General features: G+C 72.8%; 32 protein-coding genes. 13 read left to right on the top strand and 19 right to left on the bottom strand.

Going from position 1 to position 22,965, the window contains the following annotated elements:
* Window positions 1-98: 98 nt before the first annotated feature.
* The 3 genes from BN6_RS05820 (at window position 99) to BN6_RS05810 (ending at window position 2,005) form a co-directional block, all read left to right on the top strand.
* Window positions 99-638 (top strand): hypothetical protein, encoded by a 540-nt coding sequence (locus BN6_RS05820; protein ID WP_015098623.1) that lies wholly within the window; start codon window positions 99-101, stop codon window positions 636-638.
* Between the two features lie 315 nt (window positions 639-953).
* Window positions 954-1,427 (top strand): thioredoxin-dependent thiol peroxidase, encoded by a 474-nt coding sequence (gene bcp, locus BN6_RS05815; protein WP_041312060.1) that lies wholly within the window; start codon window positions 954-956, stop codon window positions 1,425-1,427.
* Window positions 1,428-1,678: 251 nt separating this feature from the next.
* Window positions 1,679-2,005 carry a DMT family transporter gene (locus BN6_RS05810; RefSeq protein ID WP_015098621.1) on the top strand — a complete coding sequence of 109 codons (327 nt, stop codon included), beginning with the start codon at window positions 1,679-1,681 and terminating at the stop codon, window positions 2,003-2,005.
* 138 nt (window positions 2,006-2,143) lie between these two features.
* Here the strand turns inward: BN6_RS05810 and rdgB are convergent, their stop codons facing one another.
* A complete protein-coding gene (gene rdgB / locus BN6_RS05805; RefSeq protein ID WP_015098620.1) occupies window positions 2,144-2,752 on the bottom strand; it encodes an RdgB/HAM1 family non-canonical purine NTP pyrophosphatase in 609 nt (202 codons plus the stop codon).
* The gene (gene rph / locus BN6_RS05800) at window positions 2,749-3,513 is read right to left on the bottom strand and encodes a ribonuclease PH (protein WP_015098619.1); all 765 of its coding nucleotides are present in this window, start codon (window positions 3,511-3,513) and stop codon (window positions 2,749-2,751) included. The genes rdgB and rph overlap by 4 nt, the downstream gene beginning before the upstream one ends.
* A gap of 54 nt (window positions 3,514-3,567) precedes the next feature.
* Between rph and BN6_RS05795 the strand changes: the two genes are divergently transcribed.
* Entirely contained in the window at window positions 3,568-4,086 is a 519-nt protein-coding gene (locus BN6_RS05795) for a DUF2231 domain-containing protein (RefSeq protein WP_015098618.1), read from the top strand.
* Window positions 4,087-4,463: 377 nt separating this feature from the next.
* On the opposite strand, the gene BN6_RS05790 is transcribed toward BN6_RS05795, so the two are convergent.
* From BN6_RS05790 to BN6_RS05770, 5 genes are read right to left on the bottom strand one after another with little or no spacing between them, the layout of a single operon-like run.
* Complete coding sequence (locus BN6_RS05790) at window positions 4,464-4,862, bottom strand: OsmC family protein (RefSeq protein ID WP_041312057.1); 399 nt, start codon at window positions 4,860-4,862, stop codon at window positions 4,464-4,466.
* A gap of 10 nt (window positions 4,863-4,872) precedes the next feature.
* A complete protein-coding gene (locus BN6_RS05785; protein WP_015098615.1) occupies window positions 4,873-5,376 on the bottom strand; it encodes a hemerythrin domain-containing protein in 504 nt (167 codons plus the stop codon).
* The gene (locus BN6_RS05780) at window positions 5,366-6,175 is read right to left on the bottom strand and encodes an MBL fold metallo-hydrolase (protein ID WP_041312054.1); all 810 of its coding nucleotides are present in this window, start codon (window positions 6,173-6,175) and stop codon (window positions 5,366-5,368) included. Before BN6_RS05780 ends, BN6_RS05785 begins: the two co-directional genes overlap by 11 nt.
* Before the next feature lie 17 nt (window positions 6,176-6,192).
* Window positions 6,193-6,987, bottom strand: a complete 795-nt coding sequence (gene murI, locus BN6_RS05775; RefSeq protein ID WP_015098613.1) for a glutamate racemase — start codon at window positions 6,985-6,987, stop codon at window positions 6,193-6,195.
* Window positions 6,984-7,607, bottom strand: a complete 624-nt coding sequence (locus tag BN6_RS05770) for a rhomboid family intramembrane serine protease (RefSeq protein WP_015098612.1) — start codon at window positions 7,605-7,607, stop codon at window positions 6,984-6,986. Before BN6_RS05770 ends, murI begins: the two co-directional genes overlap by 4 nt.
* A gap of 157 nt (window positions 7,608-7,764) precedes the next feature.
* Here BN6_RS05770 and BN6_RS05765 point away from each other — a divergent pair, with 157 nt between their 5' ends.
* Entirely contained in the window at window positions 7,765-8,610 is an 846-nt protein-coding gene (locus BN6_RS05765; RefSeq protein ID WP_148302747.1) for an SMP-30/gluconolactonase/LRE family protein, read from the top strand.
* A 6-nt stretch (window positions 8,611-8,616) separates the two neighbouring features.
* Here the strand turns inward: BN6_RS05765 and BN6_RS05760 are convergent, their stop codons facing one another.
* Window positions 8,617-9,408, bottom strand: a complete 792-nt coding sequence (locus BN6_RS05760) for an MBL fold metallo-hydrolase (RefSeq protein ID WP_015098610.1) — start codon at window positions 9,406-9,408, stop codon at window positions 8,617-8,619.
* Between the two features lie 107 nt (window positions 9,409-9,515).
* On the opposite strand from BN6_RS05760, the gene BN6_RS05755 reads away from it, so the two are divergent.
* Entirely contained in the window at window positions 9,516-10,004 is a 489-nt protein-coding gene (locus BN6_RS05755) for a CYTH domain-containing protein (RefSeq protein WP_015098609.1), read from the top strand.
* 19 nt (window positions 10,005-10,023) lie between these two features.
* Window positions 10,024-10,710, top strand: a complete 687-nt coding sequence (locus BN6_RS05750; RefSeq protein WP_015098608.1) for a hypothetical protein — start codon at window positions 10,024-10,026, stop codon at window positions 10,708-10,710.
* Here the strand turns inward: BN6_RS05750 and BN6_RS05745 are convergent.
* Window positions 10,704-11,120 (bottom strand): cytidine deaminase family protein, encoded by a 417-nt coding sequence (locus BN6_RS05745; RefSeq protein WP_408005282.1) that lies wholly within the window; start codon window positions 11,118-11,120, stop codon window positions 10,704-10,706. The genes BN6_RS05750 and BN6_RS05745 overlap by 7 nt on opposite strands.
* Window positions 11,121-11,319: 199 nt before the next feature.
* Here BN6_RS05745 and BN6_RS05740 point away from each other — a divergent pair, with 199 nt between their 5' ends.
* The gene (locus BN6_RS05740) at window positions 11,320-11,967 is read left to right on the top strand and encodes a polysaccharide deacetylase family protein (RefSeq protein ID WP_015098606.1); all 648 of its coding nucleotides are present in this window, start codon (window positions 11,320-11,322) and stop codon (window positions 11,965-11,967) included.
* A gap of 277 nt (window positions 11,968-12,244) precedes the next feature.
* Here the strand turns inward: BN6_RS05740 and BN6_RS05735 are convergent, their stop codons facing one another.
* The 6 genes from BN6_RS05735 to clpS all read right to left on the bottom strand — a co-directional run bounded on the left by BN6_RS05735 (window position 12,245) and on the right by clpS (window position 15,525).
* The gene (locus BN6_RS05735; RefSeq protein ID WP_015098605.1) at window positions 12,245-13,195 is read right to left on the bottom strand and encodes a PLP-dependent cysteine synthase family protein; all 951 of its coding nucleotides are present in this window, start codon (window positions 13,193-13,195) and stop codon (window positions 12,245-12,247) included.
* 3 nt (window positions 13,196-13,198) lie between these two features.
* Window positions 13,199-13,471, bottom strand: coding sequence for a MoaD/ThiS family protein (locus BN6_RS05730; RefSeq protein WP_015098604.1), 273 nt, complete (start codon window positions 13,469-13,471; stop codon window positions 13,199-13,201).
* Window positions 13,472-13,525: 54 nt separating this feature from the next.
* Window positions 13,526-13,981, bottom strand: coding sequence for a Mov34/MPN/PAD-1 family protein (locus tag BN6_RS05725; RefSeq protein ID WP_015098603.1), 456 nt, complete (start codon window positions 13,979-13,981; stop codon window positions 13,526-13,528).
* A 118-nt stretch (window positions 13,982-14,099) separates the two neighbouring features.
* A complete protein-coding gene (locus BN6_RS05720; protein ID WP_063641786.1) occupies window positions 14,100-14,672 on the bottom strand; it encodes a P1 family peptidase in 573 nt (190 codons plus the stop codon).
* A complete protein-coding gene (locus tag BN6_RS05715) occupies window positions 14,672-15,229 on the bottom strand; it encodes a DUF2017 domain-containing protein (RefSeq protein ID WP_015098601.1) in 558 nt (185 codons plus the stop codon). The genes BN6_RS05720 and BN6_RS05715 overlap by 1 nt, the downstream gene beginning before the upstream one ends.
* Entirely contained in the window at window positions 15,226-15,525 is a 300-nt protein-coding gene (gene clpS, locus BN6_RS05710; protein ID WP_015098600.1) for an ATP-dependent Clp protease adapter ClpS, read from the bottom strand. The genes BN6_RS05715 and clpS overlap by 4 nt, the downstream gene beginning before the upstream one ends.
* A gap of 90 nt (window positions 15,526-15,615) precedes the next feature.
* On the opposite strand from clpS, the gene BN6_RS05705 reads away from it, so the two are divergent.
* Window positions 15,616-16,890 carry a nicotinate phosphoribosyltransferase gene (locus BN6_RS05705; RefSeq protein ID WP_041312047.1) on the top strand — a complete coding sequence of 425 codons (1,275 nt, stop codon included), beginning with the start codon at window positions 15,616-15,618 and terminating at the stop codon, window positions 16,888-16,890.
* Between the two features lie 18 nt (window positions 16,891-16,908).
* Window positions 16,909-17,478, top strand: coding sequence for an isochorismatase family protein (locus BN6_RS05700; RefSeq protein WP_015098598.1), 570 nt, complete (start codon window positions 16,909-16,911; stop codon window positions 17,476-17,478).
* A gap of 178 nt (window positions 17,479-17,656) precedes the next feature.
* On the opposite strand, the gene BN6_RS05695 is transcribed toward BN6_RS05700, so the two are convergent.
* The 4 genes from BN6_RS05695 to BN6_RS05685 form a co-directional block, all read right to left on the bottom strand.
* Window positions 17,657-18,313 (bottom strand): hypothetical protein, encoded by a 657-nt coding sequence (locus BN6_RS05695; RefSeq protein ID WP_015098597.1) that lies wholly within the window; start codon window positions 18,311-18,313, stop codon window positions 17,657-17,659.
* A 131-nt stretch (window positions 18,314-18,444) separates the two neighbouring features.
* A complete protein-coding gene (wecB, locus tag BN6_RS05690; RefSeq protein ID WP_015098596.1) occupies window positions 18,445-19,602 on the bottom strand; it encodes a non-hydrolyzing UDP-N-acetylglucosamine 2-epimerase in 1,158 nt (385 codons plus the stop codon).
* Between the two features lie 118 nt (window positions 19,603-19,720).
* Window positions 19,721-19,870, bottom strand: a complete 150-nt coding sequence (locus tag BN6_RS44790) for a hypothetical protein (RefSeq protein ID WP_015098595.1) — start codon at window positions 19,868-19,870, stop codon at window positions 19,721-19,723.
* Window positions 19,871-19,880: 10 nt separating this feature from the next.
* On the bottom strand, window positions 19,881-20,645 hold the full coding sequence (locus BN6_RS05685) for a choice-of-anchor P family protein (protein WP_015098594.1): 765 nt from the start codon (window positions 20,643-20,645) through the stop codon (window positions 19,881-19,883).
* A gap of 411 nt (window positions 20,646-21,056) precedes the next feature.
* On the opposite strand from BN6_RS05685, the gene BN6_RS46485 reads away from it, so the two are divergent.
* The 3 genes from BN6_RS46485 (at window position 21,057) to BN6_RS05675 (ending at window position 22,887) form a co-directional block, all read left to right on the top strand.
* The gene (locus tag BN6_RS46485) at window positions 21,057-21,197 is read left to right on the top strand and encodes a hypothetical protein (RefSeq protein WP_158509348.1); all 141 of its coding nucleotides are present in this window, start codon (window positions 21,057-21,059) and stop codon (window positions 21,195-21,197) included.
* A 452-nt stretch (window positions 21,198-21,649) separates the two neighbouring features.
* Complete coding sequence (locus tag BN6_RS05680) at window positions 21,650-22,222, top strand: biotin transporter BioY (protein ID WP_041312044.1); 573 nt, start codon at window positions 21,650-21,652, stop codon at window positions 22,220-22,222.
* A complete protein-coding gene (locus BN6_RS05675; RefSeq protein WP_041312040.1) occupies window positions 22,219-22,887 on the top strand; it encodes a nucleotidyltransferase domain-containing protein in 669 nt (222 codons plus the stop codon). The genes BN6_RS05680 and BN6_RS05675 overlap by 4 nt, the downstream gene beginning before the upstream one ends.
* Window positions 22,888-22,965 lie beyond the last annotated feature (78 nt).

Genomic DNA, 22,965 nt, shown 5'->3' with positions numbered 1-22,965 from the left:
CGAATCAAGCCCCCCGATCCGTCCCCGAGCACCCCCGTGCGCCGTCATGGTGGTGGGAGTCGCCGCTAGCCCACCGCCGGGGCGGGAAGGGGAGGTTCGTGAAGTTCGCCAGACTGGCCGTCGGCCTGTGCCTGGCGGGGGCGTTGGCAGGATGCGCGGACCACTCCGCGCTGTCCGAGTCGTCCGTCCCCGAGACGACCTCCAGCACCCACGACAACCCGAACAACGCGCCGCCCGCGGCCGACTCCGCCGCGTTCGGTTCGCGCCGGGTCTGGTCCGACGGGCTGTCCATCACGGTCTCGCCGGCCAAGTCGCTCAAGCCGAGCGACACCTCGTTCCCGAAGGCGGCGCGCACCACCGCGTTCGTGCTGACCCTGGTCAACGGCACCGGCACCACCTATCGCACCAGCGAACTCACCGTCCGCGCCCTGGTCGGCGGCGAACCGGCCGCCGAGGTGCTCGACTCGGTACAGGGCCTCAACGGCCTGGGAGCCGCGGTGACCGAGGTCCCGCCCGGCGGCGAAACCATGCTGACCCTGGCGTTCGCCGTGCCCGAGAACCAGGTCCGGATGCAGTTGGTGATCGAGCCCAACGGCGCCGGCCAGGACCCCAGCGCCACGTTCGAGGGCATCGCCTGACCCACCGGCGCCACGAAGCGCACGACTCGCCCGGCTCGCCCGGCCTTGGCCTCGCGGCACGAGCCGGTCGCCTGCCGGCTCGCCCCGGCCTTGGCCACCACCGTGACGGCCCCGCCCGTCCGGGCCGCACGACCTCGCCGGGCGCTTGGTGGCCGGTCGCGGAGCGATCCCGCGCCGAGGCGAGCAGCGTCACACGATCCCGCGCCGGGGGCCGGCAGCACCACGCGATTCCGCCCCGCCCTCGCCATCAGCGGGTGGACGTCGACCGCCGGCGTCGGCCGGGGACTGTCGGGTGTGGGCTGTAGCGTTTGCGCCATGACCGAGCAGAAGCGCCTGTCCCCCGGTGACAAGGCCCCGGCGTTCACGCTGCCCGACAGCGAGGGCAAGTCCGTCTCGCTTTCCGACTACCTGGGTCGTTCGGTGGTCGTCTACTTCTACCCGGCCGCCGGGACGCCGGGCTGCACCAAGCAGGCGTGCGACTTCCGCGACAGCATCGGCGACCTCGCGACGTCGGGCTACGACGTCGTGGGCATCTCGCCGGACAAGCCGGAGAAGCTGGCCAAGTTCGCCGAGGCGGAGGGCCTGAACTTCCCGCTGCTGTCCGACGTGGACCGCAAGGTGCTGGCCGAGTGGGGCGCGTTCGGCGAGAAGCAGAACTACGGCCGGACGGTCATGGGCGTCATCCGCTCGACCTTCCTCGTCGACGCCGAGGGCAAGGTCGCGAAGGCGATGTACAACGTCCGCGCGACCGGTCACGTGGCGAAGCTGCTGCGCGAACTGCCCGCCTGACCCTTCCCACGCCCACCGCGCCCGCGCCCGGTCCGCCCGGTGCGGGCGCGGTGGCGGGTAGACTGGAGGTCGAGGCCAGGCCGCTCGGGCCGCTCAGACCTCCGTAAGGGTGATATCCGTGTGTCGCGCGACGACACCCGACGCTCCCCGCTCCAAGTTCGTCCTCCGGGTCCACTTCCCCGCTCGCGGCGGTTGACGCCGGGCTGATCCGCCCGCGCCCACAACCGAACACCGTTCTCGGGACACCCGAAATGCTGAAGTGGACACTGCTCGGCCTCGCCATCGTGTTCGAGGTCTTCGCGACGCTGTGCCTGAAAGCCTCCGACGGCTTCACCAGACTCCTGCCCACCCTCGGCCTGCTGGTCGGCTACGCGGCGGCGTTCTACCTGGAATCCCAGGTGATCCGACTCGGGCTGCCGGTGGCCATCACCTACGCGGTCTGGGCCGGCGGCGGGATCGCGCTGGTCGCCGTGGCCGGCCGCGTCCTGTTCGCCGACCCGATCGGCCCGGCCACGCTGGCCGGCATGGCCCTCATCGCGGCCGGTGTCGGCGTCGTCTCGGCCGCCGCGACGACCTGACCACCCGATCACCCGGCCGACCGCTTGCCGCCCGCTGATCGGACCTGAGCCCGTTGCGGGACATGATGTGTCGTTGGCCTTGTGGCGTTCGGACCGGCACACCGGGCTCGATGAGCCCGGTCCGAACGTCAAGGTCCGCTACCTTCCCTGAGCGAGTTCCCTCAGGTGGGGCAGCAGTAGGCGCAGGGCTCGGCCTCGGTGGGAGAGCTTGTCCTTGTCCTCCGGGGACAGTTCGGCCGACGTGACGTCCTGGCCCTCGGGCTGGAAGATCGGGTCGTAGCCGAAACCGTTGGTGCCGGCGGGTTCGCGGCGGATCGTGCCTCGCCACTCGCCGCGGACCACCACCTCCACGCCGTCGGCCGCCACCAGGGCCGCCGTGCAGACGAACGCTCCGCCCCGGCGCTCGTCCGGGACGTCGCGGAGTTGACCCAGGACCAGCTGGAGGTTCGCGGCGTCGTTGCCGTGGGCTCCCGACCAGCGAGCCGACAGGACTCCGGGCATGCCGTTGAGGGCGTCGACCTCGATGCCGGAGTCGTCGGCCACGGCCGGCAGGCCGGTGGCGGCGAAGGCGTCGCGGGCCTTGGCCAGGGCGTTGCCCTCGAAGGTCGGGTCGGTCTCCGGGGCCTCGGGGAACTCCGGGACGTCTGCCAGGCCGACGACCTCGATCCCGGACAGGCCCTCGGCCACCAGGATCCGGCGCAGCTCGCCGAGCTTCTTGGCGTTGCGGGACGCGAGCAGGACCTTCACTTCTTGCGGCCCTTCGGTTCGGGGAGCACGCCGGGGTAGGGCTGGGCCAGCGCTTCGGACTGCACGCGGTTGAGCTCGGCGCAGCCCTGCAGCGCCAGGTCGAGCATCTTGTCCAGAGTGGACCGCGCGAACGTCGCGCCCTCGCCGGTGCCCTGGATCTCGATCAGGGTGCCCGCGTCGGTGGCGACCACGTTCATGTCGACCTCGGCGCGCGAGTCCTCCTCGTACGGCAGGTCCAGGCGCACCCGGCCGTCCACGACGCCCACCGACACCGCCGACACCGCGCACGACAGCGGTTGGGGGTCGGCCAGCCGGCCGGCCGCGCCGAGCCACGTGATGGCGTCGGCCAGCGCCACGTACGCGCCGGTGATGGCCGCGGTGCGGGTGCCGCCGTCGGCCTGGATCACGTCGCAGTCGATCACGATCGTGTTCTCGCCCAGCGCGGCCAGGTCGATGCACGTGCGCAGCGACCGGCCGATCAGCCGGGAGATCTCGTGGGTGCGTCCGCCGATCCGGCCCTTCACGGACTCGCGGTCGCTGCGGCTGTGGGTGGCGCTGGGCAGCATCGCGTACTCGGCGGTCACCCAGCCGAGACCCGAGCCCGACCTCCACCGGGGGACACCTTCGGTCACGCTGGCCGCGCAGAGCACGCGCGTGTTGCCGAACTCGATCAGCACCGAGCCCGCCGGCCACTGCTGGTAGCCGCGGGTGATCCGGATGTCGCGCAGTACGTCGTCGTTCCTGCCATCGGTTCTCAGCACGGCACTACCCTAAGGCGCTGAACCTGGGGACGTCCCACTGGCGTAGGGAGAGGCATGGCACTCGCAGACGGCCTTTCGACGATCTTCGGACTTCCCGCGCACCCGCTGCTGGTGCACGCCGTGGTGGTGCTCCTCCCGCTGTCCGCCGTGGCAGCGGCCGCGCTGGCGGTGGTGCCGAAGTGGCGTCAGCGCTACGCGTGGCCGTTGCTGGGGATCACGCTGCTGGGCGTCGGCTCGGTGCTGCCCGCGCAGAAGGCGGGCGAGCTGCTCAACGAGCGCATGGCGGCCCTGGGCAACCCGTTGATCGCGCGACACGCCGAACTCGGCAACGACCTGCTGCCGTTCGCGCTCGGCTTCGGCGTGCTGGTGGTGGCGCTGCTGGTCGCCGGTCGGCTGGCCGACCGGGAGCGCGCCGCCGCGGCGGACGACACCGCCGTGCCCAAGACGTGGCGGCGGATCCTGGTCGTGGTGGCGGTGCTGGTGGTCGCGGCCGGCGCGGCGGTGACCGTGCAGACCGTGCGCATCGGGCACAGCGGGTCGACGGCCGTGTGGGACGGCGTCGGCCAGAGCTAGCCGCGAAACGGCGTGACCTGCGGCCGGCCACCCGGCACCATGGACGCCGTGGACGCGCCGGGTGCCGAGTGGATCGCCGTCATCGGTTACGAGAACCTGCCGGGCCGCCCCGCGCCGGCGATGGCCACGCGCGCTTGACTGCGCGAGCGCGGCGTCGACTGGCTGCCGTTCCGCGACGACGAGGTCCGCTGGGACCTGGCCTGCGGCGTCGGTCCGGACGGCTGCTGGCGCGGGTGGGTCGCCGTCCGGGTCCGGGCCGACGCGCTGTGGCGGCTGGGGCTGCACCCCGACCAACCCACGGCCGACGTGCGCAGCCCCGCCCCGCCCGAGTGGTGGCTCAAGGCCGTGCAGCGCGACCCGCGCACGCCGCTGCCCGGTTAGCCGGGCAGGTGCAGCGGGGTCGGCGGGGCCTTCTGGAGGGTCCGGGAGACGGTGCACAACTGGTCGATGGCCCGCCGGACGGTCACGTCGAGCGCTGCGCGCTGCTCGTCGGTCAACGCCGACACGTCGTACTCCAGGGTCACCGGCACCTCGTGCAGCTCGTGCGCGCCTTCCGGGCGCACGTCGTCGGCCCGCGCCGACAGACCTTCGCCGACCCGCCGGTGGACCAGCGTCTCCACGGTCACCACCGCGCAGCCCGCCATCGCCGCCAGCAGCAGCTCCACCGGGCTGAACGAGCCCTGCGCGCCCGCCCGCCCGATCGGCACCGAGGCACCGCGGTCGTTCGTGGCCACGAACTCGTGCTGACCGACCTTGCGCACCTCGACGTTCGACACCCGACCGACGTTAGTCGATCCGGTCGGCGGTGGCCCTGGCGATCCGGCGCACGTACTCCAGGTCACCGCAGTCGTCGTCCAGCAGGGCCTGGCGCGCCTCCGCGAACGCCTTGCCCAGCTCGGTGCGGCGGTCGTCGGCGACCTGTTCGCGCGCGTCGTTGAGCAGCGTCCGCTCCTCCTCGTCCACGTGGTGGTTGAGCGCTTCGACGAGTTCCTCCAGCTTCGACTCCCACTCCTCGGTCTCCGGGTCCGTCACCTCCATCAGCGCCAGCAGCGCCTGGTGCCCCTCGGCGTGCTCTTCCTCGCCGTGGTCGACCTCGTCGTTGTCCACCTTCTTGTACCGCTTGAGCGCGGGGTAGACCTCGGACTCCTCCGCCTCGGCGTGCGCCACCAGCAGGGCGGCCAGTTCGCCGAGCCGGGCGGCGCGGTCCGCGGAGCGGTCCCGCAGCTCGCGGAACAGCTCCTCGAACCGGCGGTGGTCGGCCAGGATCAGGTCGACGACATCAGTTGCCATGTCCGCCGATTACCCGGACGACCGGCTCGTCAACCGCGTACTTGTGGCCCTGACGTGCGAGTTCGACGGGCCCGGCGTACCGGCCGCGGGCTTCGGCGAGCACCGCCTCCGGGTCGGTCCACGGCGCGACGTGGGTCAGCAGCAGCCGGCCCGCGCCCGCCGCGGCGGCCAGGTCGCCCGCCTGCACGCCGGACAGGTGGGTGCCCGGCGGGCGGTCGTCGGCGTGCGTCCACGTCGCTTCGGACAGCAGCACGTCGACGCCGTGGGCGAGAGTGCCCAGCGCGGCGCACGGGCCGCTGTCGCCGGTGAACGCGAGCGCCGCGTTCTCGGTGGCGATGCGGAACCCGTACGCCTCGCCGGGGTGGTCGACCCGGGCGGCGGTGATCTCGAACGGGCCGACCCGGAACGGCTCGGCGCCCAAGGCGTGGAACTCGAACACGTCCGACAGGTCGGCGGTGCGCAGTTCCTCCGCGTTCTCGGCGTAGGCGCGGGCGAAGCGCCGGGGCGCTTCGGAGGGCGCGTGCACCGGGAGCTTGCGCTCGGTCGTGTCGTGCGGTGGGTGGGTGTGGTAGCGGCGCATCACCGCGAGCGTGGTGAAGTCGGCGCAGTGGTCCGGGTGCAGGTGCGAGAACAGCAGCGCGTCCAGCGAGAACGGGTCGCAGTGCGCTTGCAGCGAGGCCAGCACACCGTTGCCGAGTTCGAGCCCGAGACGGTAGCCGTCCGCCTCGACGAGGTAGCCGGATGCGGGGCCGTCCGGCCCCGGCAGGCTGCCCGAGCAGCCGAGGATGGTCAACAGCACCGTTGGAGAGTGCCAAATCATTCGTGCGGGTGGAAAGACGCGTTTTCCAGCCGAGGCAGAAACCTGTGCGCCAACCGGGCGAACAGGTCGGCCGGGCCGGTGCTGGAGAACCGCAGGTCCGGGTCGCCGGAGCGGAACCGGTCGAGGTCGGTCAGCACCCGGACCACGTCCTTCACCGTCTCCTCGGCGCTGGAGACCAACGTCACCCGGTCGCCCATGGCGAGCTGGATGACACCGGTCAGCAACGGGTAGTGGGTGCAGCCGAGCACGACCGTGTCGACCTCGGCGCGCTGCAACGGCTCCAGGTAGGCCTGGGCGAGGCCGAGCACCTGGCGGCCGGAGGTGGTGCCGCGCTCCACGAAGTCCACGAACCGCGGGCAGGCGACCGCCGTGACCTCGATGTCGGGGGCGGCGGCGAACGAGTCCTGGTACGCGCCGGAGCCGATGGTGCCGACCGTGCCGATCACGCCGACCTTGCCGGTGCGGGTGGTGGCGACCGCGCGCCGGACGGCGGGCAGCACCACCTCCACGACCGGCACGTCGTAGCGCTCGCGGGCGTCGCGCAGGCACGCCGAGGACGCCGTGTTGCAGGCGATCACCAGCAGCTTCGCGCCGTCCTCGACCAGCCGGTCGAGGTGTCGGAGGGTCAGCTCGCGCACCTCGGCGATGGGTCGCGGGCCGTACGGGGCGTTGGCCGTGTCGCCCACGTAGCGGATGCTCTCCTCGGGCAGCTGGTCCATGATCGCGCGGGCGACGGTCAGGCCGCCCACCCCGGAGTCGAAGATGCCGATCGGCGCGTTCGCGGACGTCACGCGGCGGCGGCCCGGTGGTGGTCCCGGGCGACGCCCCAGGCCGCGAGCACGCCGCCGAGCGCGCCGAACAGGTGGCTCTCCCAGGAGATGCCGGGCTGGCCGGGCAGCACGCCCCACAGCATCGCGCCGTAGACCGCGAACACCGCCAGGGCCACCACGACCTGTGCCGTGGCGCGCGCGAACACGCCGCGCACCAGCAGGAACACCAGGTAGCCGAAGATCAGGCCGGACGCGCCGATGTGGCTGCCGGGTGAGCCGGCCAGCCACACGCCCAGGCCGTCGGTCAGCCAGATCACGGCGGTGACCTGGAAGAACTGCTTCAGGCCGCCGGAGGTGGCCAGGAACCCGAGGACGAGCAGCGGCAGCGCGTTGCCCGTCAGGTGCTCCCAGCCGCCGTGCAGCACCGGCGCCCAGAGGATGTTGTCCCACTCGGTGAAGTCGCGGGGGATGACGCCGTCGTGGTCGAGGCTGCCGCCCAGGGCCGTGTCGATGCCCTCGACGACGAACAACAGGGCGACGAACCCGGCCACGACCGCCGCCGACAGCAGCGGGTTCGGCGGGATGACGCGCTTGGCCGGCGACCGGGTGGGCGGGGCCGGCGACACAACCGTGGGATCCACGACTTCAGGTTACGGGTGAAGGGGCGGTCGCAGGGCGCGGATTCGTGACGACCGCGCGCGCCGGGTCACGGTCGAGGCGCTCTGCGAGACGGTCGAGTTCCGAGGTCAGGGGGTGCGCCTGCGGTACTTCCCGGTGCGCCGGGCCTAGGCTGTGCCGGTGTCGATCGAAGTCGCCGTGCGCACCGAGGCCGAGTTGGGCGAATCACCCACCTGGGACCACGGCAGTGGGACCCTCGTCTGGGTGGACATCCTCGCGAGCCAGGTGCACCGGTACTCGCCGGGCCGGGACGAGGACGCGGTGCTCGACGTGCCGCAGCACGTCGGCGCGGCCAAGCCGCGCACCAGGGGCGGGCTGGTGCTCAACCTGCGCGACGGGGTGGCGCTGGTCGACCGGGACGGCGCGAAGACGTGGCTGGTCTACTGGGCGCGCGACGGCGTGCGCGGCAACGACGCGGCGGTCGACCCGGCGGGCCGGCTGTGGGCCGGGACCACCCGCTACGACGAGGACCCCGGCGGCTGGCTGGCCCGGGTCGCCCCGACCGGGGACGCGAAGGTCGTGCTGGGCGACGTCACGTGCAGCAACGGCATCGACTGGAGCCCGGACGGGACGCTGATGTACTACGTCGACTCGGCCACCCGCCGGATCGACGTGCTCGACTTCGACCGCGACACCGGCGACGCCACGAACCGCCGCACGCTCGTCGAGGTGGACCGCGGGCTGCCGGACGGGCTGTGCGTGGACGCGTCGGGCGCGGTCTGGGTGGCGCTGTGGGGTGGCGCGGCGGTGCGCCGGTACACGCCGGACGGGCGGATCGACACCGAGGTCGAGCTGCCGGTGGGCCAGCCGAGCGCGTGCGCGTTCGGGGGCCAGGACTTCACCGACCTGTACGTGACGACCGCGCGGGTCGGGCTGTCCGGTGACGCGTTGAGCGAGCTGGCGGGCTCCGTGCTGGTGCTGCCGGGCGTGGGCGAGGGCCGGCCGTCGACCGCGTTCGCGGGGTAGCGCGCCTCAGGCGGTGTCGGCCTCCTGGGTCACCCGGACCTGGTAGACGTCGCCCGGTCGGGCGAGGTTGACCGGGCCGGCGAACGCCTCGGTCGCGTCGGCCAGCACGCCGTCGCGGTCCGACCACGGCAGGACGTGCGTGAGCACCAGCCGGCCGACGCCGGCCTCGGTGGCCACGACGCTGGTCTCCCGGCCGCTCATGTGCAGGTAGTTGGCGCGCCCGGCCTGTTCCCGCCATGCCGCGTCGGCCAGCAGCAGGTCCGCGCCTCGGGCCAGGGCGACCAGTTCCGGGCAGGGCACGGTGTCGCCGGTGAACACCAGGGACGTGTCGCCGTGCGAGATGCGGAACGCGTAGGCCTCGCAGATGTGCCGCATGGCGGCCACCTCGACGGTCACCGGGCCGACGTGGAAGGTGCCGGCGGCCAGCGGCACGAAGTCGAACGTGTCCGCCAGGCGCAGGGTGGCCAGTTCCTCCTCCGACGCGGCGTGCGCGGCGGCCAGCCGGTCGGGCGCGTGCGGCGGGGCGAACACCGGGAGCCGGCCGAACGACGCGGGCGGGGCCGGGTGGGCGCGCAGGTAGGTGGTGAGCGCGCTGAAGTCCGCGCAGTGGTCGAGGTGCAGGTGCGACAGCAGCACGGCGTCGAGCGTGAACGGGTCGCACCGCCGCTGGAGCGCGCCGAACACGCCGCCACCGAGTTCCACCGCGATCCGGACCCCGGCCACTTCGACGAGGTACCCCGAAGTGGGCAGATCAGGACCCGGTGCGCTACCCGAGCACCCGAGCACCGTCAATTGCATGGCGGCACGATAGCAGCCGACTAACGGCAATATTGCGGAAAGCGCTCGGGCCGGACCTGGCAATATCAATGGACGAGGTTCACTCGAATGCATCAACCGGGGGTCCGGTGTCGGTCGAGATCGAACGCAAGTTCCTCCTCGGCGCGGAACCTGATTGGTCCGCATTGGCCGGATCGGCGGTCGGCCGGATCGAGTTCGAACAGGTCTACCTGCGGGTCACCGAAGTGGAGGAGAAGCGGATCCGCCGGCGCACCGGCAACGGCCTGACCAGCTACGAGTACGCCCACCTGCGGACACTGCGGCCGGGCGTGCGCATGGTCGACGAGGTGGGCGTGGACCGGGCCGAGTACGAACGGCTGCGGGCCGACCGGGACGACTCCCGGCAGGTCGTCCGGAAAATCCGCCGGACATTCCACTGGACGGGACGATTGTATGAGGTGGACCACATCCTCGAGCCGGCCCGCCGGACCTGTTGGCTGCTCGAAGTCCAAGTGGACCGGGAAGACGACGCGGTACTCCTGCCGGAATTCCTGCCGGTGCTCCGCGAGGTGACCGGCGAACCGTTGTTCCGGAACGCGCACATCGCCCTCGGCTAGAAGAGGACGGCGGTATTCCATGGAACTGTCCCGCGAGATCGCCGGGTTCGTCGCCGCGCACCGGGCGGGCGACGACCACGCGCTGCACGACTGCGTGCGCCGGGTGGCGCACCCGCGATTCCTGGACCGCGTGTTGGCGCGGGCTTCGGCGGGCGAGCTGCCCGACCACGCCTACCGGCACCCGAACGGCTTCCTCAAGATCGTCCTGCTGGCCGGGGAGGAGTTCCGGCTCCGGCTGCACGTGTGGCGGCCCGCACCCGGATCGGCACCCACCGCGGAGAACGTGCACGACCACCGCTGGGACTTCGCCTCGGCGATCCTGGTGGGCGGCTACCGGTTCCAGCAGTACCGGCCCGACGAGCGCGGCGAGGAGTTCGAGGGCTTCCGCTACCACGGCCACCGGGGCAGCTCCAGCTACTCGTTGGAGCCCACCGGCCCGGCCCGGCTGCGCTGCGGCTTCGACGCCGAGCTGACCGCGGGCAGCAGCTACTTCCTCGCCTCGGACGTCCTGCACCGGGTGCTGAACCCGGTCGACCGGACGACCGTGACGGTGATCCTCCAGGGCCCGCACAAGGACGAGCCGGTGCGGGTGTACGCGACCGGGCCGATCGAGTCCGGTGACGAGGTGGCGCTGGACCCGCTGCCCCGCGACCAGGTGGTGCGCGAGCTGGCCCTGGTCCGCGACCTCGTCGCCCGCCCTCACTGACGGCGGCGCTGCTCCAGCGTCGACAGGTGCTCCGACCAGCGGTAAGCCCTCGGGAGCAGGGTGCCGACCGGGACCTTCTCGGTCTCGGTGACCAGCACCGTCACGTCCGGCACCAGGTCGGAGAGCACCTGGCGGCAGCGCCCGCACGGCGGCACCACGCCCGTCGCGTCGGCGGCCACCACGGTGTCCAGGTCGTAGACGCCCTCGGCCGCCGCCGCGCCGATCACCACGAGTTCCGCGCACGGGCCGCCGGCGAAGTGGAAGACGTTGAGCCCGGTGAACACGCGCCCGTCCACCGACCGCGCGGCGGCGGCCACCGTGTGGTGCCGCCAGCGGCTGTGCGCACGCGCCACCGCGAGCGCGCGGGCGAGCAGTTCGCGGTCCGGTTCGGACAGGCTCAATTCACACACCACCGGGTAGTCGGGCCCTGGTCGTCCGAATCGTAGGAACACCTCGGACGGGCCGGATAGCACCGAACGGACGACCACGGCTTTTCATCCGGCCCAACACGACAGCGGCAAGTTGCAGAACGAAGGGAAACCGTTGTCGGCTCACGTCCGGTGAACCGATAGTGGGACCGCAGGCCGCCCGTCCCCTAGGGAGTAGTGGATGCTGTCGAGAACCCTCTTGGTGATCGCGCTGCTGTTCGTCGCACCGGTCGTTCCGGCGAATGCCGCACCCGGCTGTTCCGGGTACGTGGCGCTCACCTACGACGACGGCCCCAACCCCGGTTTCGTCCGCCCGCTGCTGGCCGCGCTGAAAGCCGCCCGCGCCAGGGCGACGTTCTTCGACGTCGGGGCGCGCGCCGAGGAGCGGCCGGACCTGGTGCGCGAGACCGTGCGGGCGGGCCACTGGCTGGGCAACCACTCCTGGTCGCACCCCGCCCTGACCACCCTCCCGCCGACCGAGCTGACCGCGGAACTCTCCCGGACCCAGGACGTGCTGCGCGAAGCCACCGGACGCACGCCGACCCTGTTCCGCCCGCCCTACGGCGACACGAACGACGCCGTGCGCGCCGAAGCACGCCGCCAGGGCCTGACCGAAGTGCTGTGGACCGTCGACACCGTCGACTGGAGCGGCGTGCCGACCGAGGCGATCGTCCGCTCCGCCACCGCCGCGAAGTCCGGCGACATCATCCTGATGCACGACGGCTACCAGACCACCGTCGACGCGGTCCCCCAGATCGTCAAGGGCCTCAAAGCCAAGCACCTCTGCCCAGGCAAGATCACCCCCAAGGGCCGAGTAGCAGCCCCCTAACCCCAAGCAAGCTTTCAGGACCCAGCAAGCCTTTCAGCCCCAAGCAAGCTTTTAGCCCCCCGGCCAGCTTTCAGTCCCCCGGCCCCGTTTTTCGTCCCCCCCGGCCCGTTCGTAGTCACCCATCCTCCAAACGGGACCACCACGCGAGGCCGCGTCGGCTTGTCGCACCGTTTTCAGCCCGATCACGCTTTACCGATCGGGCTGAAAACGGTGCGATGAGCCGACTTCCAGGCGGCCGAGCCCGCCGCGACGGAGTCGCGGCAATCCAACACCTCCCTCAAGCCCAGAGGTGACCATCAAGTCTTTGGGCCGCCTCGTCCAGCGTCCCCGCATAAGCCCCAGTAGACAGGTACTTCCACCCCGCGTCGGCGACCACGAACGCCACGTCGGCCGATTCGCCCTTGATCACGGCCTTCTCGGCGGCGGCCAGCGCGGCGTGCAGGATCGCGCCGGTGGAGATGCCCGCGAAGATGCCCTCCACCTCCAGCAGTTGCCGGGTGCGGCGCAGCGCGTCGTACGAGCCGACCGAGTAGCGGCCGGTGAGTACTTCCGCGTCGTACAGCTCGGGCACGAAGCCCTCGTCGAGGTTGCGCAGGCCGTAGACCAGCTCGCCGTAGCGCGGTTCGGCGGCGATGATCTGCACGCCGGGCTTCTGCTCGCGCAGGTAGCGGCCGACGCCGACGAGCGTGCCGGTGGTGCCCAGGCCGGCCACGAAGTGCGTGATGGTCGGCAGGTCCTTGAGGATCTCAGGGCCGGTGCCGTGGTAGTGCGCGCCTGCGTTCGCCGGGTTGCCGTACTGGTAGAGCATCACCCAGTCGGGGTTCTGCGCGGCCAGTTCCTTGGCCCGCGCCACCGCCTGGTTGGAGCCGCCGGCGGCGGGCGAGAACACGATCCGCGCGCCGTAGGCCTGGAGGAGCTGCTTGCGCTCGGTCGAGGTGTTCTCCGGCATCACGCACACCAGGCCGTAGCCCTTGAGCTTGGCGGCCATCGCCAGCGCGATGCCGGTGTTGCCCGAGGTCGGTTCGAGGATGGTGCAGCCGGGGGTGAGCCGCCCGGACCGCTCGGCCTCCTCGATCATCATCAGGACCGGGCGGTCCTTGATGGAGCCGGTCGGGTTGCGGTCCTCCAGCTTCGCCCACAGCCGGACGTCCTTCGAGGGCGACAGCCGGGGCAGGCCCACCAGGGGCGTGCCGCCGACCGCGTCCAGCAGCGACTCGTACCGAGCCATGGCTCAGCCGCCCGCGACGGCCGGGAGGATCGTGACCGTGTCGCCGTCCTTGACCGCCGCTTCGAGCCCGCCCGCGAAGCGGACGTCCTCGTCGTTGACGTAGACGTTGACGAAGCGGTGCAGCGCGCCTTCCTTGACCAGGCGCGCCTTCAAGCCACCGTGGTTGGCCTCCAGGTCGTCGATGACCTGCGCGAGCGTGGTACCCGCGGCCTCCACGGACTTCTGCCCAGCGGTGTGCGTGCGCAGGATCGTGGGGATGGAGACGGTGACGGACATGCTGGAACCTCCGAGAGGAGCCGGATATCGGGAGATGTGGCGGGCGACGGCGCTTCAGCGGCAGTCGGGCGTGTCGTCCGCGCCGTTGTGCGCGAACATGTACGACTCGACGACCTCGACCGGTTCTTCGGTCACGACGCCGTCCACGATCCGGTAGGAGCGCAGCTCGTGCTGCTCCGGGTCCTTGGTGGACACCAGGACGTAGTGGGCGTCGGGCTCGCTGGCGTAGGAGACGTCCGTGCGCGAGGGGTACGCCTCGGTGGCGGTGTGCGAGTGGTAGACGACCACCGGCACCTCGTCCGCGCGGTCCATCTCGCGCCACACCCGGAGCTGCTCGGCCGAGTCGAACCGGTAGAACGTCGGCGAGCGCTCGGCGTTGTCCATCGCGATGAACCGCTCGGGGCGGTCGGAGCCCTCGGGGCCCGCGATGATCCCGCACGCCTCGTCGGGGTGGTCGCGACGGGCGTGCGCCACCATCGCGTCGACGAGGTCACGGCGAATCACCAGCACGCCCTCATCCTACGTGGTGGCGGAAGTCGTCCCGGTGTGTGAGAACCCGCACTTGCACCCGTGGTCGGGGCGCGGCCCGACCGGCCGGCGGCAGTGCGACCACCTGCGATCGGGCAGGTCAGCGGGCACCCTCGGCCACCTGGTCGGCGGCCACGGCGCACAGGTCGTTGAGGCTCGTGCCGGTCGGGACCCCGGTGGCCACGGCGAACACCGTCGCGGGCAGGTGCAGCCCGGCGCGGACCAGACCGTCGTGGGCGGACATCGCGACCCGGCGGCACGCGGCCTTGTCCAACTCGGCGTCGACCACGACCAACGCCGCGACGGTCTCCCCCACCACCACGAGCGCGCCCGGCTCCACCGGCCCCGCCGCCTCGCACGCCGAAAAACCCAGGTCATCCGGGTTACGGCCCACTGCGGCGGCGGGCACGATCGGCACCACCTCGTGCGGGGCACGTCCCACCGGGAACCCGAAGTGCCGCTCCGCCAGCCACCGGACCACGCCGCCGACCGACGCCGGGCCGTCGGCCAGCACGACCGCGTGCACCCGCTGGACCAGGGTGGACGGGTCGAGCAGGTCCAGCTCGCGGGTCCCCCACGGCGCGCCCCGGACGTCGACGCCGGCCACCGCCCCCTCGGGCGCGAGCAGCACCGCCACCCCGGGCCCGCGACCGAGCAGCAGGCCGGCGGGCATCAGTCCATCACGGCTTCGACCAGGGTCTCCTGCACCCAGGTCAGCCAGTGGTAGACGCCCAGGTGCGGCGACCTCGGGTCGTCCGACGGCAGTTCGTCGGGCATGTCGTCCTGCACGTCCAGCGCCGTGCCCAGGGCCAGCCGCACGTCGTTGAGCGCCGAGAGCCACGCCTCGGCCTGCTCCAGCCGCAGCCGCACCTCGCCGCCGTCGGGCGGGCACGTCTCCAGCACCACCGCGGCGACCCCGCTCTTGTGGTCGAGCAGCTCGGGTTCGTGCAGCGAGCGCAGGGCGTTGGCCGAGTCGACCTCGGACGGGTCGGGCGCGTCCGGGTCGAGCCGGTGGAAGTCGGGCAGCAGCCGGCCCAGGATCGGGTCGTCCGGCGGGGTCGAGGAACCGGTCCTGATCCCGGTCAGCTCGGCCAGCTCGTCCTGCGGGGCCTCTTCGGCGCGGGCCAGCAGCATGTCCTGGATCTGGCTGACCAGGCCGCGCACGACCGCGGCCTCCTGCCGGTCGAACCGACCCAGCACGACGTCGCCGGAGCGGGTCCACTTCTTCACGACGAACGCTGCATGGTCGCCCAGAGCCCGGCCGCGTGCAGTTTAGCCACGTCGGCCTCCATCTTGTCCTTGGACCCGGACGACACGATCGCCCGGCCCTTGTGGTGGACGTCCAGCATCAGCTTCGTCGCGTGGTCGCGGCTGTAGCCGAACAGCTTCTGGAACACGTACGTCACGTAGGACATCAGGTTCACCGGGTCGTTCCAGACCAGCGTCTGCCAAGGGCGGTCCTCGGTGCGGACCTCCTCGGGCGCCGGGTCAACCTGCGTCCGCTCATGCTCGACGGGCGTGGTCATACCGCCAATGGTGTCATGTTCCCCTGCGTGGCGGAGCCCATAGGTCCACCTCCTGCGGCAACGGCCCCGTCGAGCCTAGGCTTTGACCTCATGTCGACGTCGCTGTTCACGGACCACTACGAGTTGACGATGCTCGCCGCGGCGTTGCGCGACGGCACCGCGGACCGTCCGTGCGTGTTCGAGGTGTTCGCCCGCAGGCTGCCCGAGGGCAGGCGCTACGGCGTGGTGGCGGGCACCGGCAGGCTGCTGGACGCGATCGAGGCGTTCCGGTTCGGCGAGGCGGAGCTGGAGCTGCTGGAGCGGACGAACGTGGTGGACGACGCCACGCTCTCGTGGCTCGCGGACTACCGGTTCACCGGCGACGTCGACGGGTACCCGGAGGGCGAGCTGTACTTCCCGGGTTCGCCGATCCTGTCCGTGCGGGCCTCGTTCGGCGTGGGCGTGGTGCTGGAGACGCTGGCCCTGTCGATCCTCAACCACGACAGCGCGATCGCGTCCGCCGCGGCCCGCATGGTCGGTGCCGCCAACGGCCGGCGGATGATCGAGATGGGGTCGCGCCGCACGCACGAGGACGCCGCCGTCGCGTCGGCGCGCGCCGCGTACCTGGCGGGCTTCACCGCGACCTCGAACCTGGAGGCCGCCCGGCGGCACGGCATCCCGACCGCCGGGACCTGCGCGCACGCGTTCACCCTGCTGCACGACAGCGAGGAAGAGGCCTTCCAGGCGCAGGTGGACGCCCTGGGCGCGGGCACCACACTGCTGGTGGACACCTACGACATCACCGCGGGCATCAAGACCGCCGTCGAGGTGGCCGGGCCGGAGCTGGGCGCGGTCCGGATCGACTCCGGCGACCTGGGCGTGCTGGCCCGGCAGGCGCGCGACCAGCTCGACTCGCTGGGCGCGAAGAACACCCGGATCGTCGTGTCCGGCGACCTGGACGAGTACTCGATCGCCGCGCTGCGCGCCGAGCCCGTGGACGCGTACGGCGTCGGCACGTCGGTCGTCACCGGGTCCGGCGCGCCGACCGCGGGCATGGTCTACAAGCTGGTCGAGGTGGCCGGCCGGCCGGTCGCGAAGCGCAGTTCCCACAAGGAGTCCCGCGGCGGGCGCAAGAACGCGCTGCGGCGGCACAAGGACACCGGGACGGCGTTGGAAGAGGTCGTGTTCCCCAACGCCCAGACGCCCGAGCTGGGCCCCGACGACCGGCTGCTGCCGGTGCCGCTGGTGCGCGACGGGCAGCGCGCCGACGGGTTGGACACCTTGGCGGAGAGCCGGGAACGGCTGCGCGCCGCGCTGGTCACCGTGCCGTGGGAGGGCCTGAAGCTGTCCCGCGGCGAGCCCGCGATCCCGACGACGTTCCTCTAGGTTGCAGGAGGTGTGCGCATGACCAGGGCGCTGATCGTGGTGGACGTCCAGAACGACTTCTGCGAGGGCGGATCGCTCGCGGTGCCGGGCGGCGCGGCGGTGGCGGCGGCGATCTCGTCGCACGTCGCGGCGGGCGGCTACGACCACGTCGTGGCGACCCGGGACTACCACGTGGACCCGGGCGACCACTTCAGTGCGACGCCGGACTTCGTGGACTCGTGGCCGGTGCACTGCGTGGCCGGCACGGCCGGGGCGTCGTTCCACCCGGAGTTCGACGTGACCCCGGTGGAGGCGGTGTTCTCCAAGGGTGCCTACGCGGCGGCGTACTCGGGCTTCGAGGGCGCGTCGGGCGGCGGCGAGTCGTTGACGGACTGGTTGCGGCGGCGCGGGGTGGAGCAGGTGGACGTGGTGGGGATCGCCACCGACCACTGCGTCCGGGCCACCGCGCTCGACGCCGCGTCGGCGGGCTTCGCCACCACGGTCCTGCTCGGCCTCACGGCGGGTGTCGCGCGGGCGACCGTCGACACCGCGCTGGACCGGCTGCGCGAGGCGGGCGTCACCCTGGAGGGCGCGCCGCACGTCGGCTGACCCACTCCCCGCCTGGTGCGCCACACGCCGACCCGGCCCCCGCAGACCGGCCGAACCGACACCCAGCCCCACGAACGGGCCGGACGAACCGGCCGAACGAACCGGCCGAACGAACCGGCCTCGCAGACCGGCTGACGGGACACCCGGCCCCGCCGCGACGGGCGGGGCCGGGACGGGGTCACGGGGTCGGTGAGCAGGAGGCCGCGCCGACCACGACGTCACCGGTGGCGCCGGACGCCTCGGCGAAGCGCAGGTGCATGAGGTTCATGGTCAGGCTGCCGTCGTTCGGCTCGGGCAGCAGGACCTCGCTGAAGGTGATCTCGGCCAGCACCACGCCGGTCGAGCCCTTCACCTCGTAGCGGTAGTTCGCCGGGATGTCCTTGGGCAGCCCCGGGAACCCGCTGAGGCCCTCCAGCTCCCAGCCGGCCGCGGTGCCGTCCTCCCGGCCGGTGCAGGAGACCTGCCAGCGGCCGACCTTGAGCCGCGCGCCGCCCGCGGTCGTCAGCGCCGAGAGCTCGAAGTCGACGCCCTGGGCGGAGGACCTGGTCTCGGTGGTGTTGTTCTGCGCGTCGATCACCGTGGTGGTGCAGGTGGAGCTGCCCGCGCCGAACCGGATGCCCGCCTCGGCGACCGCGCTCGACGAGGCGGTGGTGGGCCCGCCGACCGAGCACGGCGCGAGCGCGGGCACGACGACGTGCCGTCCCGCCCGCGTGAAGTCGGCCGAACCGGCGGACGCGACGCCCGGCGGGGTGGCCGCCTGGGCGGGCGCGCCGACCAGGCAGAGCGCCAGCGCAGCGGCCACCGCCCCGGCTCGGCGCGCGAGGATGTGGTTCATGGGGTGCCCTTCTCGAATTGCGTTCCCACGGAATGATCGATCGGCACGGGACGTGCGCTGCCCCGCCTTGCGACATGTCACCCTCGGGGCGAAATTGAGTACCTGATCGAGTGAGCGGTCACGCTGCGCCATCACCGGCGGGCGCGCACCGGGAGCGGCGCGAGGAGCGCGGGCGAGCCCACCAGCCGTTCCAGCGCGCCGCGCACCCGGATCGCGGCCCGGCCGTCGCCGAACGGGTTGCGCCCCGGCGGCAACCGCAGCCGGGACCCGAGGATCCAGCCCGCCTCGGCCAGGATCCGGGTGGTGTCGGTGCCGACCAGCCACGCGCAGCCGGCGTCCACGGCGGACATCCGCTCGGTGGCCGAGCGCAGCACCAGCACCGGCACGCCGAACGACGGGGCCTCCTCCTGGATGCCGCCGGAATCGGTGAGCACCAGCGCGGACCGGCGCAGGGCCCGCACCAGGTCGGGGTAGTCCAGGGGTTCACCGACCACGATCCGGGCGTGACCGCCCAACACCTGCCGGGCGGTCGCGCGCAGCGCCGGGTTCGGGTGCGCGGGCAGCAGCACCCGCACGTCGGGGTGCCGGTCGACCAGCGCCCGCACGGCGTGCAGCACGCGTTCCAGCGGCGCGCCCCAGGACTCCCGGCGGTGCACCGTGACCAGCACCAGCCGGTCACCGGTCGCGTCGAGGTCGGCTTCCAGCGCGGCCAGCGCCGGGTCGCGCACCGGCAGGGCGGCGGCGGCCACCCGGCGCACCGCGTCCACCACCGTGTTGCCGGTGACCACGATCTCGGCGGCCGGCAGCGCCTCCCCCACCAGCGCCGTGGCCGCGTCGTCGGTCGGCGCGAGGTGCAGCGCGGCGATCCGGGCGATCATCTGCCGGGTGCCCTCCTCGGGGAACGGCCCGGCCAGGTCGCCGGTGCGCAGCCCGGCTTCCAGGTGCGCCACCGGGATCCCGCGCCAGAACGCGGCGAGCGCGCCGGCCAGCGCGGTGGTGGTGTCACCCTGCACCAGCACGACGGCCGGGTCGCGCACCCGGAGCACCTGGTCGAGCGCGGGCACCAGCGCGGCGACCAGCTCGGCCTGGCTGCCGGTCACCCGCGGGGTGGTCAGCACGATGTCGGGCTTGAGGTCGAACGCGCCGAGCGCCTGTTCCACCAGGCCCTCGTGCTGTCCGCTGTGGACGATCAGCGGGCGCAGCACCGGGTGGTCGGCCAGCGCCAGGGCGACCGGCGCGATCTTCACCGCCTCGGGGCGGGTGCCGGCGAGCAGCAGTACTTCCTTCACATCGCTCCTTCGTCGCAGGGGGCGCCGCGGTGCGGACCGCGCGGCGCGTCGACTTGGGGACCGCGGTGTCCGGTGTCCCGCGATACCGGTGGGGCACGGCGGCCGGACACCGCTCGCATCAGGCGCCCGGGGCGGCGCGGCGGCGACGGGCGGCGTGGGCCGGCAACACGCCCGCCGGCAACACCACGCCTGCGGCCACGCACCGCGTCACGCCCGCGCCGGTCATCGCGAGCGAGCCCAGGCCGGTGCCGGCGGCGATCCCGAGCACCTTGTACACCTCAGACCGCCGGGTTCTCGCGGCCGCGGCGCAGCGCGACCACGGTGACCGGGACGGCGGCCACGGCGAGCCCGGCCAGCCCGATCCACAGGCCCGCGCCGGAGGCCACCGGGATCGGCAGGCCGGCCGGGCCGCAGGTCGCCGAGGACAGCACCACGTCGCCGGTGCCGATCGAGCCGAGCACGCCGCCGAGCAGGGACAGGTGCACGGCGTTGACGGTCAGGCCGCCGTCCGGGTCGGCGGTCTGCTCGTTGAGCACGATCCGGGCGATGTCCACGCCCAGCAGCTCGACGTCGACAACGGTGTTGGGCGCGGGTCGGGCGTCGACCTCGCCGAGCCGGCCGAGGTCGAGCCCGACCAGCTCGGTGGTGCCGGCGACGCCCTTCTGGGTGGCCGAGCACCCGGCTTCGACGGCGGTGGCGGAGATGCCGCCGGTGACCGAGGCCAGCAGGTCCAGCCGCACGTCGGCGGTGCTCGCCCGGGACCCGACCGCGCCGGTGCCCTCGTCGCGGGACGCGGCGGTGGTGATCACGCCCGTGGCGAGCAGGTCGGGCAGGGCGACGCCGGCGAACGTGCCGGTCGTGGGCCCGTCGGCGGTCGCGGCGGCGAACGGGCCGGCCGCGAGCGCCTCGCCGCCCAGCAGCGACAGGCCCGCTCGCACGCCGGCGGCGGAGGCGTCGCCGGGGGCCGCGGCGGCGGGCGGGACGCCGGCCAGGAGCGCCGCGAGGGCGACCAGTCCGGCCAGGCCCGTCATTCGGACGCGCATGGAACTCCCTTCCCCACAGGGCTCGACCACTCTGATCGAGCATTTGCCCCTATCGGCGTTCCACCCGTCGGATTAAGGGGTGCTGACCGCAAAGGAGGACGGCCTCCACTCGAACCGCCCAACTACGACCACCCAGAGTCGGCCCCTACGTCGAAAGAACTTCACGTTGTCACCCGATCCGGCGATGCGGATCACCGCTTTCCGGGCCGATGTCCTCCGGGTAGCCCCATTGGGCGGCCCCCGGTCGGATGAAGGAACCTGTTCAGCGGCGTGTGCCATGCCTCGGACCGAACGTCTCGATCGGGGGATAGCGCCCCTGGCCGTGGCGGCGGTGGGGCTGGTGGTCGCGCAGCGCGCTTACCGGACGGCGGAGGCCGCGCTGGTCGCGTTCGCGTGGCCGGCGACCCGGCGATGACGCGCCAGCCCCAGGGAACCCGCCGCCCCGACGTGCGGGGTGGTGTCCGGGGCCGGTCCGGCGGCGTCGTGAGCCTCGACGTGCTCGGGTTCACCCAGGGCCTCGCCCTGACGATGAGCGCCGCGTTGCTGACCTAACCTGCGCACCACGTTCCCGCTCGCGCACGTCTGGATCGTCGACGACGACTCCGACGACCGGACCGTCAACTGCGACGCCCTCAACGACGCCTACCGCACGGTCGCGCTGTGGATGGGCCGGCACGCCGACGCCGACCGGGCAGCCGTGGCGCGGGTCGCTGCTGGAGAACTTCGAACTCGGCGTGCACCTGCTCACGGCGGAGTGGCGCACGGGGTTCAGCCTCGACACCCATGTTGGATGCAGCTGCTCGGCACGCTGATGCGGGACGCGACGGCTGGACCAAGACGCGCCGCAACACCGAGCGGCCGGGCGGAAAGGTCGCCCTCCACGGGTGAGGAGTTCCACGGTGCGGGACCGCCGGCGTGACGTGGGCGACTTTGTAGACCTCCGACAAAGACCGGGGAAGTGATCGTTGGTTAACCTCGGTCCGAGTCGATCCCTGGAGGTCCCTGTGTCCGTCCTCGCCGTCAACGGCCGCCGCGTGCTGGCCGACCTGGTCCCCGGTGCGCTGGCCCGCGACATCGCGCTGGTCGTCGCGGGCGCCGGCCTGACCGGGCTGGCCGCGCAGATCGCCCTGCCCGTGCCGGGCAGCCCGGTGCCGCTCACCGGCCAGACGTTCGCCGCCCTGCTGGTCGGCGCGGCCCTCGGGTGGCAGCGCGGCGGCGCGGCGATGGTGCTCTACCTGATCGCGGGCGTGGCCGGGGTGCCGTGGTTCCAGGGCGCGTCCTCCGGGATGCCCGCGTCGCTGGGCTACGTGGTGGGCTTCGTGTTCGCCGGCGTCCTGGTGGGCCACCTGGCCGGCCGCGGCGGCGACCGCACCCCGTTGCGCACGGTCGGCACGATGGCCGTGGGCAACCTGGTGATCTACGCGTTCGGCGTGCCGTGGCTGATGGCGGCGGCCAACGTGAGCTTCGGCAAGGCGCTCTCGCTGGGCGTGACCCCGTTCCTGTTCGGTGACGCGCTGAAGATCGCGCTCGCGGCGGGCCTGTTGCCGGCCGCGTGGGCTCTCGTCAAGCGGAAGTGACCGGGCACTTGGCGCTGCTGGACCGGTCGGCCCCGGGCCTGGTCGTCGCGGTGCACGTGGTGGGGTCCGCCACGCTCGACGACCTCGCACCGGGATCCGACCTCGACCTCGTGGTGGAGCTGTCCCGCACGCCCACCGAGACCGACCTGGCGGCGCTGTCCGCCGCGCTGACGCCCGAGCTGGACGTGGCGTACCTGGTCGACGGCGAACCCGGCCCGTGGGCCCGTGACGGCGAACTGCACGCGGACCCACCCGCCCAACTCACGCCCGTGTTGCGCCACCAGCTGAACCTGTACTCCCGGACATTGCGCGGCGCGCGCCCGCACTTCCCCGTCACCGCGGCGGAAGTCGCCGACTACTGCCGCACGAACCTGCGCGAGTACTGGCAGCCACTGCTCGACCACGCGGCGGCGGCGACCGGTCCGGTGTTCCGGGATGGCGTGCTGTGGCTGGGTTTGGGGCCCGCGCGGCTGTGGCACACCATCCGCACCGGCGAGATCGTGGGCAAGTCGCGGGCCGGTGAACTGGCCGCCGCGCACTGGACCGACCTGGCCGGGCCGGTGCGGGAGATCGTCGCCGCGCGGCACGACCCGAACGCCCAACTCGCCGAAGGGCACCGCCGAGCAGTGGTCGAGCTCGGCCGGCGGGTGCTGGCCGCGTCCTGAGGGCACCGCCGGGTACCGTCTCACCGTGCCGTCCACCACCGCCATCCCCGACACCAGGACCCTGCTCGCCGTGGCCGT

The sequence above is a fragment of the Saccharothrix espanaensis DSM 44229 genome (assembly GCF_000328705.1).
GTDB lineage: Bacteria > Actinomycetota > Actinomycetes > Mycobacteriales > Pseudonocardiaceae > Actinosynnema > Actinosynnema espanaense.
Note: the sequence above shows the minus strand (reverse complement) of the source record. Positions and strands in the feature narration are given on the sequence as shown.

What these genes read in the sequence shown, in the direction of transcription:
- bcp (WP_041312060.1), top strand. Translation starts at nt 954, where the DNA reads ATGACCGAGCAGAAGCGCCTGTCCCCCGGTGACAAGGCCCCGGCGTTC.
- BN6_RS05810 (WP_015098621.1), top strand. Translation starts at nt 1,679, where the DNA reads ATGCTGAAGTGGACACTGCTCGGCCTCGCCATCGTGTTCGAGGTCTTC.
- BN6_RS05795 (WP_015098618.1), top strand. Translation starts at nt 3,568, where the DNA reads ATGGCACTCGCAGACGGCCTTTCGACGATCTTCGGACTTCCCGCGCAC.
- BN6_RS05785 (WP_015098615.1), bottom strand. Translation starts at nt 5,376, where the DNA reads ATGGCAACTGATGTCGTCGACCTGATCCTGGCCGACCACCGCCGGTTC.
- BN6_RS05760 (WP_015098610.1), bottom strand. Translation starts at nt 9,408, where the DNA reads ATGCAATTGACGGTGCTCGGGTGCTCGGGTAGCGCACCGGGTCCTGAT.
- BN6_RS05750 (WP_015098608.1), top strand. Translation starts at nt 10,024, where the DNA reads ATGGAACTGTCCCGCGAGATCGCCGGGTTCGTCGCCGCGCACCGGGCG.
- BN6_RS05740 (WP_015098606.1), top strand. Translation starts at nt 11,320, where the DNA reads ATGCTGTCGAGAACCCTCTTGGTGATCGCGCTGCTGTTCGTCGCACCG.
- BN6_RS05735 (WP_015098605.1), bottom strand. Translation starts at nt 13,195, where the DNA reads ATGGCTCGGTACGAGTCGCTGCTGGACGCGGTCGGCGGCACGCCCCTG.
- BN6_RS05730 (WP_015098604.1), bottom strand. Translation starts at nt 13,471, where the DNA reads ATGTCCGTCACCGTCTCCATCCCCACGATCCTGCGCACGCACACCGCT.
- BN6_RS05720 (WP_063641786.1), bottom strand. Translation starts at nt 14,672, where the DNA reads ATGCCCGCCGGCCTGCTGCTCGGTCGCGGGCCCGGGGTGGCGGTGCTG.
- clpS (WP_015098600.1), bottom strand. Translation starts at nt 15,525, where the DNA reads ATGACCACGCCCGTCGAGCATGAGCGGACGCAGGTTGACCCGGCGCCC.
- BN6_RS05705 (WP_041312047.1), top strand. Translation starts at nt 15,616, where the DNA reads ATGTCGACGTCGCTGTTCACGGACCACTACGAGTTGACGATGCTCGCC.
- BN6_RS05700 (WP_015098598.1), top strand. Translation starts at nt 16,909, where the DNA reads ATGACCAGGGCGCTGATCGTGGTGGACGTCCAGAACGACTTCTGCGAG.
- BN6_RS05695 (WP_015098597.1), bottom strand. Translation starts at nt 18,313, where the DNA reads ATGAACCACATCCTCGCGCGCCGAGCCGGGGCGGTGGCCGCTGCGCTG.
- BN6_RS05685 (WP_015098594.1), bottom strand. Translation starts at nt 20,645, where the DNA reads ATGCGCGTCCGAATGACGGGCCTGGCCGGACTGGTCGCCCTCGCGGCG.
- BN6_RS46485 (WP_158509348.1), top strand. Translation starts at nt 21,057, where the DNA reads ATGACGCGCCAGCCCCAGGGAACCCGCCGCCCCGACGTGCGGGGTGGT.